Source organism: Rhodococcus antarcticus, from assembly GCF_026153295.1.
In the GTDB taxonomy this organism is placed as follows: Bacteria; Actinomycetota; Actinomycetes; order Mycobacteriales; family Mycobacteriaceae; genus Rhodococcus_D; species Rhodococcus_D antarcticus.
The window spans coordinates 3,629,411-3,645,200 of sequence record NZ_CP110615.1 but is presented as its reverse complement, the minus strand read 5'-3'; the positions used below and the strand labels follow the sequence as shown (position 1 = coordinate 3,645,200).

Annotated in this window: 15 protein-coding genes and 1 pseudogene; 7 read left to right on the top strand and 9 right to left on the bottom strand. The window is 73.5% G+C overall.

From position 1 onward, the window contains the following. Positions 1 to 3 precede the first annotated feature (3 nt). A complete protein-coding gene (locus RHODO2019_RS17750; protein ID WP_265384854.1) occupies positions 4 to 558 on the bottom strand; it encodes a TetR/AcrR family transcriptional regulator in 555 nt (184 codons plus the stop codon). 143 nt (positions 559 to 701) lie between these two features. On the opposite strand from RHODO2019_RS17750, the gene RHODO2019_RS17745 reads away from it, so the two are divergent. Beyond that, positions 702 to 1,214, top strand: coding sequence for an SCP2 sterol-binding domain-containing protein (locus tag RHODO2019_RS17745; protein WP_265383020.1), 513 nt, complete (start codon positions 702 to 704; stop codon positions 1,212 to 1,214). 42 nt (positions 1,215 to 1,256) lie between these two features. Then, positions 1,257 to 2,465 carry an acyl-CoA dehydrogenase family protein gene (locus RHODO2019_RS17740; RefSeq protein WP_265383019.1) on the top strand — a complete coding sequence of 403 codons (1,209 nt, stop codon included), beginning with the start codon at positions 1,257 to 1,259 and terminating at the stop codon, positions 2,463 to 2,465. A gap of 101 nt (positions 2,466 to 2,566) precedes the next feature. Here RHODO2019_RS17740 and RHODO2019_RS17735 read toward each other — a convergent pair whose 3' ends face one another. The 4 genes from RHODO2019_RS17735 to pdhA form a co-directional block, all read right to left on the bottom strand. After that, entirely contained in the window at positions 2,567 to 3,439 is an 873-nt protein-coding gene (locus RHODO2019_RS17735; protein ID WP_265383018.1) for an endonuclease domain-containing protein, read from the bottom strand. A gap of 185 nt (positions 3,440 to 3,624) precedes the next feature. Then, positions 3,625 to 5,076 carry a dihydrolipoamide acetyltransferase family protein gene (locus RHODO2019_RS17730; RefSeq protein WP_265383017.1) on the bottom strand — a complete coding sequence of 484 codons (1,452 nt, stop codon included), beginning with the start codon at positions 5,074 to 5,076 and terminating at the stop codon, positions 3,625 to 3,627. 3 nt (positions 5,077 to 5,079) lie between these two features. Further along, positions 5,080 to 6,072, bottom strand: a complete 993-nt coding sequence (locus RHODO2019_RS17725) for an alpha-ketoacid dehydrogenase subunit beta (protein WP_265383016.1) — start codon at positions 6,070 to 6,072, stop codon at positions 5,080 to 5,082. Continuing rightward, entirely contained in the window at positions 6,069 to 7,340 is a 1,272-nt protein-coding gene (gene pdhA / locus RHODO2019_RS17720; RefSeq protein WP_265383015.1) for a pyruvate dehydrogenase (acetyl-transferring) E1 component subunit alpha, read from the bottom strand. Before pdhA ends, RHODO2019_RS17725 begins: the two co-directional genes overlap by 4 nt. 190 nt (positions 7,341 to 7,530) lie before the next feature. Here pdhA and arfB point away from each other — a divergent pair, with 190 nt between their 5' ends. Beyond that, positions 7,531 to 7,968, top strand: coding sequence for an alternative ribosome rescue aminoacyl-tRNA hydrolase ArfB (gene arfB, locus RHODO2019_RS17715; protein WP_265383014.1), 438 nt, complete (start codon positions 7,531 to 7,533; stop codon positions 7,966 to 7,968). A gap of 74 nt (positions 7,969 to 8,042) precedes the next feature. After that, on the top strand, positions 8,043 to 9,293 hold the full coding sequence (locus RHODO2019_RS17710) for an FAD-binding protein (protein WP_265383013.1): 1,251 nt from the start codon (positions 8,043 to 8,045) through the stop codon (positions 9,291 to 9,293). A 128-nt stretch (positions 9,294 to 9,421) separates the two neighbouring features. On the opposite strand, the gene RHODO2019_RS17705 is transcribed toward RHODO2019_RS17710, so the two are convergent. Both RHODO2019_RS17705 and RHODO2019_RS17700 read right to left on the bottom strand, forming a co-directional pair. After that, positions 9,422 to 9,856 (bottom strand): VOC family protein, encoded by a 435-nt coding sequence (locus tag RHODO2019_RS17705; protein WP_265383012.1) that lies wholly within the window; start codon positions 9,854 to 9,856, stop codon positions 9,422 to 9,424. 37 nt (positions 9,857 to 9,893) lie between these two features. Further along, complete coding sequence (locus RHODO2019_RS17700) at positions 9,894 to 10,886, bottom strand: MBL fold metallo-hydrolase (protein ID WP_265383011.1); 993 nt, start codon at positions 10,884 to 10,886, stop codon at positions 9,894 to 9,896. 243 nt (positions 10,887 to 11,129) lie between these two features. Between RHODO2019_RS17700 and RHODO2019_RS17695 the strand changes: the two are divergent. Continuing rightward, positions 11,130 to 11,873 (top strand): annotated as a pseudogene (locus RHODO2019_RS17695) (AIM24 family protein); the annotation flags it as partial. A gap of 12 nt (positions 11,874 to 11,885) precedes the next feature. Here RHODO2019_RS17695 and RHODO2019_RS17690 read toward each other — a convergent pair. Both RHODO2019_RS17690 and RHODO2019_RS17685 read right to left on the bottom strand, forming a co-directional pair. Next, a complete protein-coding gene (locus tag RHODO2019_RS17690) occupies positions 11,886 to 12,938 on the bottom strand; it encodes a glycosyltransferase family 4 protein (protein ID WP_265383010.1) in 1,053 nt (350 codons plus the stop codon). Beyond that, the gene (locus RHODO2019_RS17685; RefSeq protein ID WP_265383009.1) at positions 12,935 to 13,954 is read right to left on the bottom strand and encodes a lysylphosphatidylglycerol synthase transmembrane domain-containing protein; all 1,020 of its coding nucleotides are present in this window, start codon (positions 13,952 to 13,954) and stop codon (positions 12,935 to 12,937) included. The genes RHODO2019_RS17690 and RHODO2019_RS17685 overlap by 4 nt, the downstream gene beginning before the upstream one ends. 70 nt (positions 13,955 to 14,024) lie before the next feature. Here RHODO2019_RS17685 and RHODO2019_RS17680 point away from each other — a divergent pair, with 70 nt between their 5' ends. Continuing rightward, positions 14,025 to 14,768 carry a PIG-L family deacetylase gene (locus RHODO2019_RS17680; RefSeq protein WP_265383008.1) on the top strand — a complete coding sequence of 248 codons (744 nt, stop codon included), beginning with the start codon at positions 14,025 to 14,027 and terminating at the stop codon, positions 14,766 to 14,768. Between the two features lie 100 nt (positions 14,769 to 14,868). Continuing rightward, entirely contained in the window at positions 14,869 to 15,777 is a 909-nt protein-coding gene (locus RHODO2019_RS17675; protein WP_265383007.1) for an AurF N-oxygenase family protein, read from the top strand. Positions 15,778 to 15,790: the final 13 nt, after the last annotated feature.

Genomic DNA, 15,790 nt, shown 5'->3' with positions numbered 1-15,790 from the left:
GGCTCAGGGCGCGGGGCGGGCTCCCGCGAGGCCGTGCCAGGCGAGACCGACCAGCAGCGTCGCGGTGGCCGTCGGGTCGGGCTCGGCCTGGTCGAGCATCCGGTCGGCGAGGGTCTCCCCCGCCCCCACCAGCGCGAACGCGACGGAGTCGAAGTACCCCGCGTCCAGGCCGTGCGGGTTGGCGCGCTGCAGCAGGGCCGACACCACGAGCGCGATCTGGGCGCGGCCGGAGAGCACCTGCTGGGCGAAGGGCTGCTCGGCGCGGGCCTGGCGGTAGAGCACGAACCAGCTGTCGCGGTGCTCTGCGACGAAGGTGAAGAAGGCCTCGGCGCCGCGGGCGAGCTGCTCCCGGGGCGGCAGGGTCGGATCAGCGCTGGACGTCACCGCCTCGACGAACCGCAGCGCCTCCCGGGTGATGCAGGCGGCGAACAGCTCCTCCTTCGACCCGAGGTAGAGGTAGAGCATCGGCTTGGAGATCGCCGCGACCTCGGCGATGTCATCCATCGAGGATCCGTGGAAACCGTTGCGGGAGAACACTTCCACTGCGGCATCGAGCATCTGCTGCTCGCGCTGCGCCCGGGGCAGCCGCTTCGCCGTCGTCACCGTCGCACCCCCTCCGTCCCCGCTCTTGCCGATAACCCTACCGTCGCGTAACTTACCGACGAGTAAGAACAGCCGACACACCTACCCGAGGAGGCGCCGTGGCCGACCTGAGCGTGGACCCGAAGAAGCTCGACGTGGCCGAGTACCTGGCCGCCATGGACGCCGCGACGGTCGAGGGTGGCGCGCTGCGCACCGCGGCCCCGCCCGAGTTCGCGACCATGGTGAAGCGGACCTCCGGCGACCAGCTCAAGGCCCTCGACGCCAGCCCGATGCGCGAGCGCGTGCTGGAGACCATCTTCGGCCGGATGGGCGAGGCCTTCCGGCCGGACAAGCTGAGCTCGTCGCGCGCCTCGCTGGTCCGCTGGCACGTCGGCGGCGAGTCGGAGTCGATCTACGAGACCGAGCTGAGCCCAACCGGCTGCACCGTCACCGAGGGAACCTCCGACTCCGAGCCCCGCGCCACCATGACGATCTCGTTCCCGGAGTTCCTCAAGCTCGCCTCCGGCAACGCCAACGCCCCGATGCTGTTCATGACCCGCAAGCTCAAGCTCGGCGGCGACATCGGCTTCGCGTCGAACCTCACGAACCTGTTCGACATCCCCCGGTCCTGAGCCCCGCACGTCCTGACCCCGACCGACCCGGAAGGACCCACCATGTTCTCCCTCGAGCTCTCGCAGGAGCACACCGAGCTCCGCGACTGGGCGCACGGCTTCGCCGCCGACGTCATCCGCCCGAACGCCCACGAGTGGGACGAGCGGGAGGAGACCCCCTGGCCGATCCTGCAGGAGGCCGCCAAGATCGGCCTCTACGGGTTCGAGACCATGGCGAACCTGCAGGCCGACGAGACCGGCCTGAGCCTCCCGATCGTCAACGAGGAGATGTTCTGGGGCGACGGTGGCATCGGGATGGCCATCTTCGGCACGTCCCTGGCCGTGGCCGGGATCTTCTCCGCCGGCACCCCCGACCAGATGGTCGAGTGGATCCCGCAGTGCTACGGCGACGCCGCCGACGTGAAGGCCGGGGCGTTCTGCTCCTCGGAGCCCGAGGCCGGCTCCGACGTCTCCGCGATGCGCACCCGCGCGGTCCACGACCAGGCCACCGACGAGTGGGTGATCTCCGGGCAGAAGGCGTGGGCCACCAACGGGGGCATCGCGGACGTGCTGGTGGTGCAGGCGGTGGTGGACAAGGAGCTGGGCTCGCGCGGGCAGGCAGCCTTCGTCATGCCGGCCGACCTCCCCGGCATCGACCGCTCCAAGAAGCTGAAGAAGCACGGCCTGCGGGCCTCGAACACCGCGGACATCTTCTTCGACGAGGTGCGGGTGCCGGGGGCGAACCTGCTGGGCGGCAAGGAGAAGCTGGACGCCAAGCTCGCCCGTGCCCGCGAGGGCAGGAAGGGGGGTGGGCAGGCGGCCATGGCCACCTTCGAGCTCACCCGCCCGATCGTCGGAAGCCAGGCGCTGGGCATCGCTCGGGCGGCCTACGAGTACGCGCTGGAGTACGCCAAGGGCCGGGTGGTGTTCGGGCGGCCGATCATCGAGAACCAGTCCATCGCGTTCATGCTCGCCGACATCAGGACCGAGATCGACGCGGCCCGGCTGCTGGTGTGGCGGGCGGCGTGGATGGGCAAGAACGGCGTCCCCTTCACGAGTGGCGAGGGTTCGATGAGCAAGCTCAAGGCGGGCCGGGTGGCCGTGCACGCCACGGAGCGGGCCATGCAGATCCTCGGCGGCAACGGCTACACCCGGGAGTACCCGGTGGAGCGCATGCACCGCGACGCCAAGATCTACGACATCTTCGAGGGCACCGAGCAGATCCAGCAGCTGGTCATCGCCCGGGCCATCTCGGGCGTGCACATCCGCTGACCGCCCCCTCCCGGCTTTTTCCGCCAAGTGCGGGCTTTTGGCTGTCATCCACCCCGGAATGATCGCGAATAGCCCGCACTTGGCGTCCGAGCCGGCGGGGATCAGGCGGCCCCCGTGGCGAGCTCCGCCTGCACCTGGCGAACCACTGCGGCGGGCCTCCGCATCATCTGCGCCGTGACGTGCACGATCGTCCACCCCGCCGCCCGCAGTGCCGCCATCCGCCAGCGGTCGCGCTCGAGCTGCTCACGGAGCACGTGCCACCCGCCGTCGTACTCCACGGCAAGACGCCGACCGGGAAAGGCGAGGTCGACGCGGACCGTGCGCCCGCCGGGAACCACCACCTCGTGCTGCGGCACCGGGTCCAAGCCGGCGAGCACCAGGTACACACGCAGCGCCGACTCCGGCGGGGACTCCGCCCGGGGATCAGCCAGCTCCAGCGCTGCGCGGGCGTTGACGATCCCGTGGTCGTGGCGGCCGCGGAGGTACCGTTGCACGCCGTCCAGCGTCACCGTGCCGGCCCGCACCACGGAGTCGAGATCGCCCACGGCCTCGGGCAGCGGCCGCCAACGGACGAGGTCGAAGGCCGCGCGCTCGGGCGTGGCCAGGTGGCCGTGCTCCCAGGGCTCGGAGTCCGTCGGGTGGACGACCGTGCGCACCACGTGCAGGCCGCGCACAGGTCCGAAGTGGTCGTCCTCGGGCACGACGACCTCCACCGGGTCGTCGGGCCACCCCAGCGACACGCCGCGCACCACCGCCGCAGAACGCCCGGTGATGATCGCCGAACCGGGCAGCAGGAGCGTGGCGGCGCGCACCCGCACCTCAGCCGTGAGCGGCTCCGCAGCGTGCAGGTACACACCGCGGTACAGACGCCGCACGAGGGGGCCGCGGAGCTGGGCCCGGGTCAGGACACCTGCGACTACCGCGTCGGTGCCGAGGAACGGTCCTGACACGTGCACGGGGCGAGGTGGTCGCATGTCCATCAGCCTGGTCGCGAAGATTCAGCTGCTGCGGCGCCGCCGGCCCCCTGTGGACAGCTTCCGCCATTGTGGACAACTCGAGGACTGCTCCACCCCACCGCTCCGCCAAGTGCGGGCTATTGGTCGCCATTCACCCCCGGATGGCAGCCAATAGCCCGCACTTGGCGGGAAGGGGTCGACGATCAGTAGGTCATGGCCAGACCCGGATCGGCGAGCAGCGCCCCGACGTCGGCCAGGAACCGTGATCCCTGCTGACCGTCGACGACCCGGTGGTCGAAGCTCAGCGCCAGCTGGCACACGGTGCGCACCGCGAGCTCGCCGTCCACCACCCACGGCGCCGGCTTGATCGCGCCGAGCGCCAGGATCGCGGACTCGCCCGGGTTGATGATCGGCGTGCCGGTGTCCACCCCGAACACCCCGACGTTCGTGATGGTGAACGTGCCCCCGGTCATGGCGGCGGGTGGGGTGCGACCCTCGCGGGCGGTGGTGGTGAGCTCCCCCAGCGCCGCGGCCAGCTCGGCGAGCGAGAGGGCTTGGGCACCACGGACGTTCGGCACCATCAACCCGCGCGGGGTGGCCGCGGCGATACCGAGGTTCACCTGGGAGAAGTAGACGATCTCCTGGGTGTCGGCGTCGTAGCGGGCGTTCACGTCCGGCGTGCGGGCCGCGGCCAGGCACACGGCCTTGGCGGCGAACGTGAGCGGAGTGAGCCGCAGCCCCGCGAAGTCCGGGTGGGCCTTCAGCCGTGCGCGGAGCTCCATCATCGGCGTGACGTCCACGGTGAGGAACTCCGTGACGTGGGGCGCGGTGAACGCGCTGGCCACCATCGCGGCCGCGGTCGCCCTGCGGACCCCCTTGACCGGGACCCGCCGCTCGAGCGCGGGTGCGCCCGGGGCGACCGCGGCCGTGGCGGGCTCCGGCACGGGCGCGGCGGAGGCGGTGCGCACGTCGTCCCGGGTGATCACCCCGTCCGGCCCGGAGCCGGCGAGCGCCGCCAGGTCCACCCCGAGCGAGCGGGCCAGGGCGCGGACCGGTGGCTTGGCCAGCGGCACCGTGCGGGGCCCGGCCGCCGCGGCGGCCACCTGGCCCCGGGCGGGTGCGTCCGGGGCGGGTGCGGCCGGGGCGGCAGCGGCAGGTGCGGCCACGGGTGCGGCCGGGGCGGCAGCGGCAGGTGCGGCCACGGGCTGCGGCGTCGGCGGGAGGTCGGGCACCTCGGCCGCAGGGGTGGGCACGGCCGGAGCCGGGGTGGTCCGGGCCCGGCGCACGGCGGCCCCGGAGCGGGGGCCGTAGCCGACGAGCGTCGCGATGCGCCCACCCGGCATCTCCTCGCCGATCTTCCCGGTGCTCGCGGCCGCCGCGGGTGCGGCTGGAGCCGGCGAGCCCGACGCGGGCGAGCCGGTCTCGATGGAGATGATGGGCACCCCCACCGCGACGGTCACGCCGGGCTCGACGAGCAGCTCGGTGACCACGCCCGCGTACGGGCAGGGCAGCTCGACGGCTGCCTTGGCCGTCTCGATCTCGACGATGACCTGGTTGACGGTGACGGTGTCACCGGGGGCGACGTGCCAGGTGAGGATCTCGGCCTCGGTGAGGCCCTCGCCGGCGTCGGGGAGCAGGAACTGCTGGATCGCCACGGGTCAGCCCCTGTCTCGGTGGGCCAGGGAGCGGTCGACGGCGTCCAGGACGCGGTCGAGGTCGGGGATGAAGTCCTCCTCGATCTTGCTCGGCGGGTAGGGGGTGTCGAAGCCGGTGACGCGCAGGACGGGTGCCTCCAGGGAGTAGAAGCACTCCTGCTGCACCCGGGCCACCACCTCCGACGACACGGACGACTCGCCCGGGGCCTCGCTGACCACCACCACGTGACCGGTGCGCCGGACGGAGTCGAACACCGGCCGCAGGTCCAGCGGGGACAGCGTGCGCAGGTCGATGACCTCGAGGTCGATGCCGTCCGCGGCGGCGGCGGTCGCGGCGTCCAGGCACGTCTTCACCGACGGCCCGTAGGTGACCACGGTCGCGGTGGTGCCGGGGCGGACCACCTGGGCGCTGTGCAGCGGGGGCGGGGTGGCCTCGAGGTCGACCTCGCCCTTCTCCCAGTACCGGCGCTTGGGCTCGAAGAAGATGACCGGGTCGTCGGAGGCGATGGCCTGGCGCAGCATGGAGTGCGCGTCGGCCGGGTTCGCGCAGGCCACGACCTTGAGGCCCGCGACGTGCGCGAAGAGGCTCTCGGGGCTCTCGGAGTGGTGCTCGACCGCGCCGATGCCGCCGCCGAAGGGGATGCGGACCACCACGGGCATGGGCAGCTTGCCCTGGCTGCGGTAGCGCATCTTGGCCAGCTGGCTGACGATCTGGTCGTAGCCGGGGAAGACGAAGCCGTCGAACTGGATCTCGCACACCGGCCGGAAGCCGTGCAGGGCCAGGCCGATCGCGGTGCCGATGATCCCGGACTCCGCCAGCGGGGTGTCCAGCACCCGGTGCTCACCGAAGTCCTTCTGCAGGCCGTCGGTGATGCGGAAGACCCCACCGAGCTTGCCGACGTCCTCGCCCATCACGATCACCGACGGGTCGGCCTCCATGGAGGTGCGCAGGGCGGTGTTGAGCGCCTTGGCGATGGTCAGCGTCTGGGTGCTCATGCGCCGGCTCCTGCGGTCTCGGCGTCGGCGAACGAGGCGTGGAAGGCGACGTGCTCGTCGCGCTGGCGGGTGATCTCGGGGGGGACGTCGTCGTAGACCTCGGAGAAGATCCGCTCCGGGCCCGGGGTGGGCATCGACGTCACGAACTCGCGCAGCCGCGCGGCCAGGGCGTCGGACTCCTCCTGCAGGGCGTCGAAGAACTCGTGACCCACCTCGTGCTCGCGGACGAGGTTCACCCGCAGCCGCTCGATGGGGTCCTTGAGCTTCCACGTCTCCAGCTCGTCGGCCAGGCGGTAGCGCGTGGGGTCGTCGGAGCTGGTGTGGGCGTCCATGCGGTAGGTGAACGCCTCGATGAGCAGCGGGCCGTTGCCGGTGCGTGCCTGCTCCATCGCCCAGCGGCTGACGGCCAGGGTGGCGAGCACGTCGTTGCCGTCGACCCGGATGCCGGGGAAGCCGTAGCCCTGCGCGCGCTGGTACAGCGGGACACGGGTCTGGCGCTCGAGCGGCTCCGAGATGGCCCACTGGTTGTTCTGGCAGAAGAACACCACCGGGGAGTCGTAGACGGCCGACCAGACGAAGGCCTCGTGCACGTCGCCCTGGCTGGTGGCCCCGTCGCCGAAGAAGACCATGGTGGCCTCGGACGTGCTGTTCGGGCCAGCGTCGCCCACCTTGCCGTGCAGCCGGGAGGCCATCGCCCAGCCGGTCGCGTTGAGGCACTGGTTGCCGATGACGATCGTGTAGAGGTGGAACCCCACCTCGCGGGGGTCCCAGGAACCGTGGTCGGTGCCGCGGAAGATCCCCATGAGCTCGGTGGGGTCGATGCCCCGGCACCACGCCACGCCGTGCTCGCGGTAGGACGGGAAGGCCATGTCCTGGGGCGCCATCGCCCGGCCCGCGCCGATCTGCGCGGCCTCCTGGCCCAGCAGGGGGACCCAGATCCCGAGCTGGCCCTGCCGCTGCAGCGCGCTGGCCTCCCGGTCCACCCGGCGCACCAGGACCATGTCGCGGTAGTAGCCCTTGAGGTCCTCGACCGTCACGTCGGCGACGTAGGAGTCGAAGCGCTCGTCCGGGACGCGCACGCCCTCCGGGGTGAGCAGCTGCACCAGGTCGGCGCCGCCCTCGCTGGTGGCGCGCAGCCCGGCGATGACCTGCTCGGCGTCCGGCGTGCCGGCGATCGTCTGCGGGGCGCCCATCGGGGCGAACGTGCTCGCGGCGGGGGTGTCGGCGGCGGGGGTGCTCGGGAGGTCGAGCGGGGGGTCCTCAGGCACGGTCTGCTCCTGTCGTCTCGTCCGCGGTCCCGCTCGTGACGGGGGGTGCGGCGGCGCGGCCCGACGCGACCCTGGTGGGGTGCGCCGGGTCACACCGGTGGTCTGGGGCCATCGTGGCACAAGGTTGCGGTGGGCCGGTGGCCCAGGTCACGCCCAGAACCCCGTTGCGACGTGCGGGACACTGGCCCACGTGGCCGACCGGGTGGACTCCGACCTGCGGGTGACCCCGCACGTGGTGCTGCCGGGCGCCGAGCTGGGGTGGCGGTTCTCCCGCTCGGGTGGGCCCGGTGGGCAGGGCGTGAACACCACCGACTCCCGGGTGGAGCTCGTGGTGGACCTGCGCTCGGTGGGTGGGCTCACCGACTGGCAGCGCGAGCGGGTGCAGCGCCGGCTCGGGTCCCGCCTGGTGGACGGGGTCCTGGTCATCGCCGCCTCCGAGACGCGCTCCCAGCTGCGCAACCGCGAGGCCGCGCGGCGGCGGCTGCAGGTGCTGCTGAGCGACGCCCTGGCCCCGGACGCCCCGAACCGGCGGCCGACCCGGCCCACCCGGGGCTCGCAGCGACGGCGGGTGGACGAGAAGGTCGCGCGGGGGCGGACCAAGAAGCTGCGTGGACGACCGGCGGAGTGAGGCTGCCGTCCACCGGGCCGCGGGAGACCCCCGCTCCGGCGGGCGGGCGGGCGGTGCGGAGGACACTGAGACCCATGCCCACCGCTGCTCCCGCCCTCACCAACTGGGCCGGCAACATCGCCTTCCGTCCGGCCGCCGTGCACCGACCGGGCTCCGTCGCCGAGGTCCAGGCGCTCGTGGCCGGCAGCAGCCACCTGCGGGTGCTGGGCAGCGGTCACTCGTTCAACCGGATCGCCGACACCCCGGGCGACCTCCTCGTGCTGGCGGGGATGGCGCCCACGGTGGAGATCGACTCCACCCGCGCGCAGGCCCGGGTCGCGGGGGCGGTGCGCTACGGCGAGCTGGCGAACCCGCTGCACGCCGCCGGGTTCGCGCTGCCCAACACCGGCTCGCTGCCGCACATCTCCGTGGCCGGGGCCTGCGCCACCGGCACGCACGGCTCCGGCGTGCGCAACCAGGTCCTCGCCACCCACGTCGCCGCCGTCGAGCTGGTCCGGGCGGACGGCGAGCTGGTCACGCTGCGACGGGGTGAGCCCGGCTTCGAGGGTGCGGCGCTGTCGCTGGGTGCGCTGGGCGTGGTCACCCACCTCGTGCTGGACCTGGTCCCGACCTTCGACGTCCGCCAGGTGGTCCAGGAGGGCCTCACCCGCGCCGGCCTGCAGGAGAACCTCGACGAGGTGATGGACAGCGCCTACAGCGTCAGCGTGTTCACCGACCACCGCGCCGGCACCAGCCCGTCGGTGTGGCAGAAGCACACCGGGACCACCGCCCCGCAGGGGTGGCTCGGCACGCACCCGGCCGACGGACCGCGCCACCCGGTGCCGGGTGAGGACCCCGCGGCGAGCACCACCCAGGGCGCGGTCGCGGGCCCGTGGCACGAGCGGCTGCCGCACTTCCGGCTGGACTTCACCCCCAGCAGCGGCGAGGAGCTGCAGAGCGAGTACTTCGTGCCCCGCGAGCACGGCCGCGCCGCCCTCGGGGTGCTGGCGGAGCTGGCCGAGGAGATGGCCCCGCTGCTGATGATCTCCGAGCTCCGCACGGTGGCCGCCGACGACCTGTGGCTCAGCCCCGCCCAGGGCCGCGACAGCCTGGCCCTGCACTTCACGTGGTTCCCCGACACCCCCGGGGTGACGACGTTCCTGCCCCGGCTGGAGCAGCGGCTGGCCGAGCTCGACGCCCGGCCGCACTGGGGCAAGGTCAACACCGTGGACCCCGAGGTGGTGCGTGGGCTGTTCCCCCGGCTCGAGGACGCGCGCGCCCTGGTCCACGAGCACGACCCGGCCGGGAAGCTGCGCAACGAGCTGGTGGAGCGCTACCTGCGCTGAGCCGCCACCAGCTCGGCGCGCAACCGGCCCACCTCGCCGCGCAGGGGCTCGAGCTCGGCGCGCAGCGGCCCGAGGACCGGCTCCATCTCCGCCACACCAGCGCGTAGCCCTCGTGGGTGGCGTCGTCGTCAGCTGAGGCCGAAGTCCGGCACCGTCAGCGTCCCGTCGGCCGCCAGGGCGAAACCGGGGTTGTGCGCGACCTCCCAGGCGTGGCCGTCCGGATCGGTGAACACCGCCGCGTAGCCGCCGTAGGAGGTCTCGGCGGCCGGCCTCGTCACCCGGGCCCCGGCCTGCGCGGCGGCGGCGACCACCTGGTCCACCTCGGACCGGCTGTGCACGTTGTGCGCCAGCGCGATCCCGCCGCCACCGGCCGACCACCGATCGGTCAGCCCGCACTCGGCCGCGAGGTCGGCCCGCCCCCAGAGCGCGACCACCAGGCCGCCGGCCTGGAAGAACACCGTCCGCTCGACCTCCTGGCCCCGCCAGCCCAACGCCTCGTAGAACGTTCGCGCCCGGTCGAGGTCGTCCACGCCGAGGGTGACGAGGCTGATCCGCTGCTCCACGACCCGAGCCTAGGACCCCCGCCCGAGGGCTCCGGGCTCAGCCGAACCGGGTGACCCCGTCCACCTCGCGGCTTGTCAGGCGCCCCTGGTGCACCAGCAGGTCCAGGTGCGCCGAGGTCTCCCCCACGGCCAGCACCGAGTTGAACAGGTCCAGCTCGGCGTAGCTGCGCTGGTGCCGGGTCCACGTGATGACCCGGGCGACGTCCATGACCGTGCACCCCGCCGTCACCGCAGCCAGGGTGTCGTCCAGCCGCGTGTCGTGGTGGGCGACCAGCTCGTCGATGCGGTCGTGCGCGCTGGCGGTCACCGCGCCGTGGGCGGGCAGCAGCTGCCGGTCCGGCATGCCGCGCACCACCCGCAGCGAGTCCATGTAGTCGCGCAGCACCAGCCGCGACGGTTCGGGCTCCACCCCGATGGACGGGGTGATCGAGGGCAGCACGTGGTCGCCGGCGAACAGCAGGCTCGCGGCGGCGTCCACGAACACGACGTGGCCCCGGGTGTGGCCGGGGGTGGGCACGGAGTCCAGGGTGCGGGCGCCGAGGTCGACGGCCGTGCCGGGCTCGAGCCAGGTGTCCGGGGACTCCCAGGTACCGGGGTCGACGTCCGTGCGGGGCAGCTTCCCGGCCAGCTCGTCGGCGCCGCAGCGGTGCAGCCGCGCCACGTTGCGCGCCAGGCCGACGTCGCCCGGCGCCAGGATGGCCTCCAGCGACGGCCGCTCGCCGACCCCGAGGGCCACGTCGGCCCCGGACTCGGCCCGCACGCTGACCGCCTGCGTGTAGTGGTCGCGGTGCACGTGGGTGACGAGCACCCGTCGCACGTCGGCCACCGACGTCCCCAGCTCGGCGAGACCGGCGCGCAGCAGCTCCAGCGACTCGGGGATGGCCCACCCGGAGTCCACGAGCACCGGGCCGTCCCCGTCGTCGATGACGTAGACGTTGACCGCGCGCAGCCCGTCGTTGGGCAGGGGCAGCGGGATGCGGTGCACCCCGGGGGCGACGGGGTACACCCCGGGCGTCGTCCAGTCCGTCATGGGCTGCGACCCTGCCACGCGGGGGCCGGACCCCGGACAGGGGGCGGCGCGTCCGGCACCGTCGCCGGGCGCGAGCGGTGTGGCGAGGGCGGTGTGGCGGGGGTGGTCCGGCCCACCACCCGGTCGGTGCGGAGCCTGCTCGAACCCTCCACCGCGGGGTGCGACCTTGTCGACCGCCGCCCGGGCCGGGACGATGGGGGCGACCCGACCGTGCCGTGCCGGGACCCCCCGACGAGGAGCGCACCGATGCGTAGTGACCTGTTCGCGCCCACCCACGCCGAGGCCTCCGGCCAGGGCATGCAGATCCAGGGCAGCAAGATGCTCAAGGTCGCGCTCAACGGCGAGGTGATGGCCCGCTCGGGGTCGATGGTGGCCTACCAGGGCAACCTGAGGTTCGAGGCGCTCGGCGCGGGTGGGATCGGCAACATCATCAAGCAGAAGCTCACCGGCGAGGGCGTGCCGCTGATGAAGGTCTCCGGCCAGGGTGACCTCTTCCTGGCCGACGCCGCCGCCGACGTGCACGTCGTCGAGCTGGACGGCACCGACGGGCTCACCATCAACGGCGCCAACGTGCTGGCCTTCGAGACCTCGCTGCGCTACGACATCCAACGGGTGCAGGGCCTGAGCGGGATGCTCTCCAACGCCGGGCTGTTCAACTGCGTCTTCACCGGCCAGGGCCGCATCGCCATCACCACCCACGGCCACCCGGTGGTGCTGCACGTGGACCAGCCGACCTTCGCCGACCCGCAGGCCGCCGTCGCCTGGTCGGCCGGGCTGCGTACCTCCATCAAGCGCAACGACCAGATGAACCTCGGCACGCTGATGGGCCGCAGCACCGGGGAGCGGATGACCCTGGAGTTCACCGGTCAGGGCTTCGTCATCGTGCAGCCCTCCGAGCAGCCCCCCGGCGGGCTCATCGGCGGCACCGGTGGCGGCTCGCAGGCCGGGGTGGGCGGCGGCGGGCTCGGCGGGCTGCTGGGGCGCTGACCGACCCCGGCGTCAGCGACGGGCGGGAGCGGCGCCGTAGGCCGCCAGGCTCGCGGCCACCACCCGCTCCCAGGTCATCGACGGCGCGGTCGCGGTGTTGTGCGCGCGCAGGGTCTCGAGCTCGTTCCGGTCGCGGAGCAGGCGCGCGGTCACGGCCGCCATCTGGGCGTCGCCGTCGACGAGGAACCCCTCCACCCCGTCGCGGACGAACTCGCCCACCCCGCCGCGGCGCATGGCCACCACGGGCAGCCCGGCCGAGCGCGCCTCCAGCGCAGCGAGCCCGAACGACTCCAGGGTCGCCGGGGCCAGGTAGAGGTCCGACTCCCGGTACAGCGCCCGGATCTGCTCGCGGTCCAGCCGCCCCGCCAGGTGCACCCAGCCGTCCATGCCCCGCCGGGCCAGTGCGCGCTCGACGTCCGCGCGCCGCGGGCCGTCCCCGACGAGCACGGCCCGCAGGCGGACGTGCTCCGGGACCTGCGCCCGCACCCGCGCCAGCACCTTCACCAGGGGGATCGGGCGCTTGCGCTGGGCCAGCCGCATGACGCTGACGACGGTGAGCTCCTCGACCCGCTGGCGACGCGGCGGCAGCACCCACGCGTCGACGTCGATCCCGTTGTGCAGCACCCGCACCTCGCGCCCGGGCAGCATGGTGCGCAGCGGCCGGGCCGCCACCTCGCTGACGGCGGACCACTGCACGTCCCAGCGGCGCCAGCCCGCCGCGAGCCCGGCGGCCCACAGGACCGGCCCGGGCGGCGGCACCGAGTGCATGGTCACCACCGTCGGCCGGCCCAGGTCCGAGCCGGTGGCGGCTCCGGTCCACGCGAAGGGCGAGACGAGCGAGGTGTGGGCGTGGACCGCGTCGAACTCGCGCAGCTCGGTGCGCAGCCGGCGGCGGGAGAGACGGCGGACCCCGGGCTCGTCGGGCGTCCCGGCCGCGGCCTCGGTGCTGGTGAGCACCTCCACCTCGTGGCCGGCCGCCCGCTGGTGGGCGGCGAGGTCGCGCACCTGGAGCTCGATGCCGCCGGTGCGCGGCAGGTAGCAGTCGGTGACGTGCGCGATCCTCACGCCGCCGCCACCGCGGCCGAGCGGCGCTGGGCGAGCAGCCAGCCCAGGATGCCGAGCCCGCCGACGGGGATCTCCAGCAGGAAGGTGAACCCGCGGTAGAGCAGCACCGCCGCCGCCACCACGACCGGGTCCCCACCCAGGGCGACGAGCATGGTGGCGCAGGCGGCGTCGGCAAAACCGGCCCCGCCCGGGGTGAGGGGCACGAGGGTGAGCAGCCGCTCGACCGCGAACCCGGCCAGCACCGCGGCCGGCGCGAGGTCGCTGCCCAGCAGGTGCAGGCAGGCCCCCAGGAGGACGGCCTGCAGCAGGAGGTACCCGACCACCCCGCCGGTCAGCGGAACCCAGCGCTCCCGCGCCACCGCGACGGTGCTCGCTCGCAGCTCCGGCAGGCTGGTGCCGAACGCCGTGGGCCGGAACCACACCGCGCGGTCGAGCAGGGCGCCGGTGGCTCGTGCGGCCCGGGCGCTGGTCAGCGCGACGGCGACGACGGACAGGACCAGCGCGAGGACGACCAGCGCGGACTCGACGGCGGTGGACAGCGGTCCGTCGGGCAGCACGTCGGTGGCCAGCACCCAGGTCAGCACGACCCCGGCGACCACCAGCTTGCCCAGCCAGTCCCACAGGTTGCTCACGACGGTGAAGGTCGCGAAGCTCGACCGGGTGAAGCGCCAGGAGCGCACCATCGCGAAGTTCATGCCGACCCCGGCGGCACCACCGAACGGCGCGACGTTGGCCACCGCGCTGCCGGAGAGGTTCAGCAGCAGCGCGCGGCGGGTGCTGAGCCCGGGCAGCGAGCTGGTGAGCACCCAGGAGTAGCTGACCAGGCCGGCGAACCAGAGGGCGAGCAGCAGGAGCAGCCCGCGCACGGGCAGCGACCCGAGCAGCTCGCCGACCGGGTTCCACGAGGTGCCGACGACGCGCGGGAGCACGGCCAGCAGCACCACCACCCCGGCCACCGCGGCGACCGACGCCAGCAACCTGGGGTGCAGTCGACGGAGCGGCGCGGTGGACGTCACGCTGAGCATTGAACCAAAGAGCACTGTGAACGTGCTGAGCATCCGCTGGACGCCCTGCCATGCTCGGCCGGTGCCCCTGACGATCGTGTCGTTCCACGCGCACCCCGACGACGAGGTGCTGCTCACCGGGGGCAGCCTCGCCCGCGCCGCCGCGGAGGGGCACCGGGTGGTGCTGGTGGTCGCCACCGACGGCGCGGCGGGTCTCGCCGCGGACACCGCGGAGCTCGGGGCGCGGCGCCGGGGCGAGCTGGCGGCCTCGGCCACGGCCCTGGGCTGCGCCCGGGTGGTGTGGCTGGGCCACGCCGACTCCGGGTGGGGCGACAGCGCCCGGCCGGGCGGGTTCAGCGAGGTCGAGACGGACGTGGCCGCGGCGGGGCTGGTGGACGTGCTGCGGGCCGAGTCCGCCGACGTGCTCACCGTCTACGACCCCGCCGGCGGCTACGGCCACCCCGACCACGTGGCCGTGCACCGGGTGGGGGTGCGCGCCGCCGAGCTCGCCGGCACCCCGCGCGTGCTGGAGGCGACGATCGACCGCAGGCTGCTGCAGCGGGCGGTCCGGGCGGTCAGCTGGATCCCGGGGGTGCACGCGCGGGTCGCCGATCTCGACCACGCCTACACCGCGCACGAGGACATCACCCTGGTGGTGGACGTGCGGGCGCACTGCGCGGCCAAGCGGGCGGCCATGCGCGCGCACGCCAGCCAGGCCGGGGGCGGCGGCGGGGTGCGCACCCTCGCGCTGCTGCTGCGCCTGCCGGGTCCGCTGTTCCGGCTGGCCCTGGGCCGGGAGTTCTATGTCGAGCGCGCCCGGAGCTGACGCCTCGAACCTCTTGCGTGTTGCTTCTTGTTACAGGTACTGTTCGTCACGCGTACCTCGGGTAACACCCAGCTCCAGCTCCACGGAGAGGCAGACGGACATGACCGCCACCATGGACCACGCTCCCGCCCAGCAGGAGCGCGAGGACGTCTCCGCCCGCCTGCTCAGCTCCGTCGCCCAGCTCTCCTACGACCCGGCCACCGAGGTGGACTGGGACGAGCCGCTGGACCCGGCCCTGCACGGGGTGAACCCGCAGTGGTGCACCCTGTACGGCACGGCGCTGTGGGACGAGATGACCGAGCAGCAGCGGGTCACGCTCACCCGGCACGAGGTGTGCTCGATCATGTCGACCGGCATCTGGTTCGAGATGATCCTGCAGCAGATGGTGCTGCGCGACCAGTACTGCAAGGACTCCTCGTCCTCGGACTTCCGCTTCGCGCTCACCGAGATCGCCGACGAGTGCCGGCACTCGATGATGTTCGCCCGCGCCTGCCAGACCCTGGGCATCAAGGCCTACCTGCCCAACCGCCTGAGCATCCAGCTGGGCCGCGGCTACAAGGCCCTGGCCAGCTCCGAGGCGGCCTACGGCGGCATCCTCGTCGCCGAGGAGGTCCTCGACGTCATGCAGCGCGACTGGATGCGGGGGGAGGACGTGCTGCCGATGGTCCGCACCACCAGCCGCATCCACGTGGTCGAGGAGTCGCGGCACATGACCTTCGCCCGCCAGCAGATGCGCGAGCGGCTCGAGGGCACCAGCGCCGCGCAGCGCAAGGTCAGCGCCGTCGTCATCGCCAGCTCGGCGTACTTCATCGTGTCCAACATGGTGAACCCGGGCGTCTACGAGGCCGCCGGGCTGGACCGCAGGCGCGCCCTGGCCGCAGCCGCCGGCAACGAGCACCACCACGCGATGATGCGCACCTCGAGCCAGCACCTGGTGGCCTTCCTCCGCGACTGCGGCCTGGTCACCAGGCCGGCGGAGGCCGTCTACCGCCAGCTGCACATGCTGTGAGCGCGGGGACCTG

Coding starts and splice junctions, on each gene's coding strand:
- RHODO2019_RS17750 (WP_265384854.1), bottom strand. CDS start 558: ATGCTCGATGCCGCAGTGGAAGTGTTCTCCCGCAACGGTTTCCACGGA.
- RHODO2019_RS17740 (WP_265383019.1), top strand. CDS start 1,257: ATGTTCTCCCTCGAGCTCTCGCAGGAGCACACCGAGCTCCGCGACTGG.
- RHODO2019_RS17735 (WP_265383018.1), bottom strand. CDS start 3,439: ATGCGACCACCTCGCCCCGTGCACGTGTCAGGACCGTTCCTCGGCACC.
- RHODO2019_RS17725 (WP_265383016.1), bottom strand. CDS start 6,072: ATGAGCACCCAGACGCTGACCATCGCCAAGGCGCTCAACACCGCCCTG.
- RHODO2019_RS17710 (WP_265383013.1), top strand. CDS start 8,043: ATGCCCACCGCTGCTCCCGCCCTCACCAACTGGGCCGGCAACATCGCC.
- RHODO2019_RS17700 (WP_265383011.1), bottom strand. CDS start 10,886: ATGACGGACTGGACGACGCCCGGGGTGTACCCCGTCGCCCCCGGGGTG.
- RHODO2019_RS17675 (WP_265383007.1), top strand. CDS start 14,869: ATGACCGCCACCATGGACCACGCTCCCGCCCAGCAGGAGCGCGAGGAC.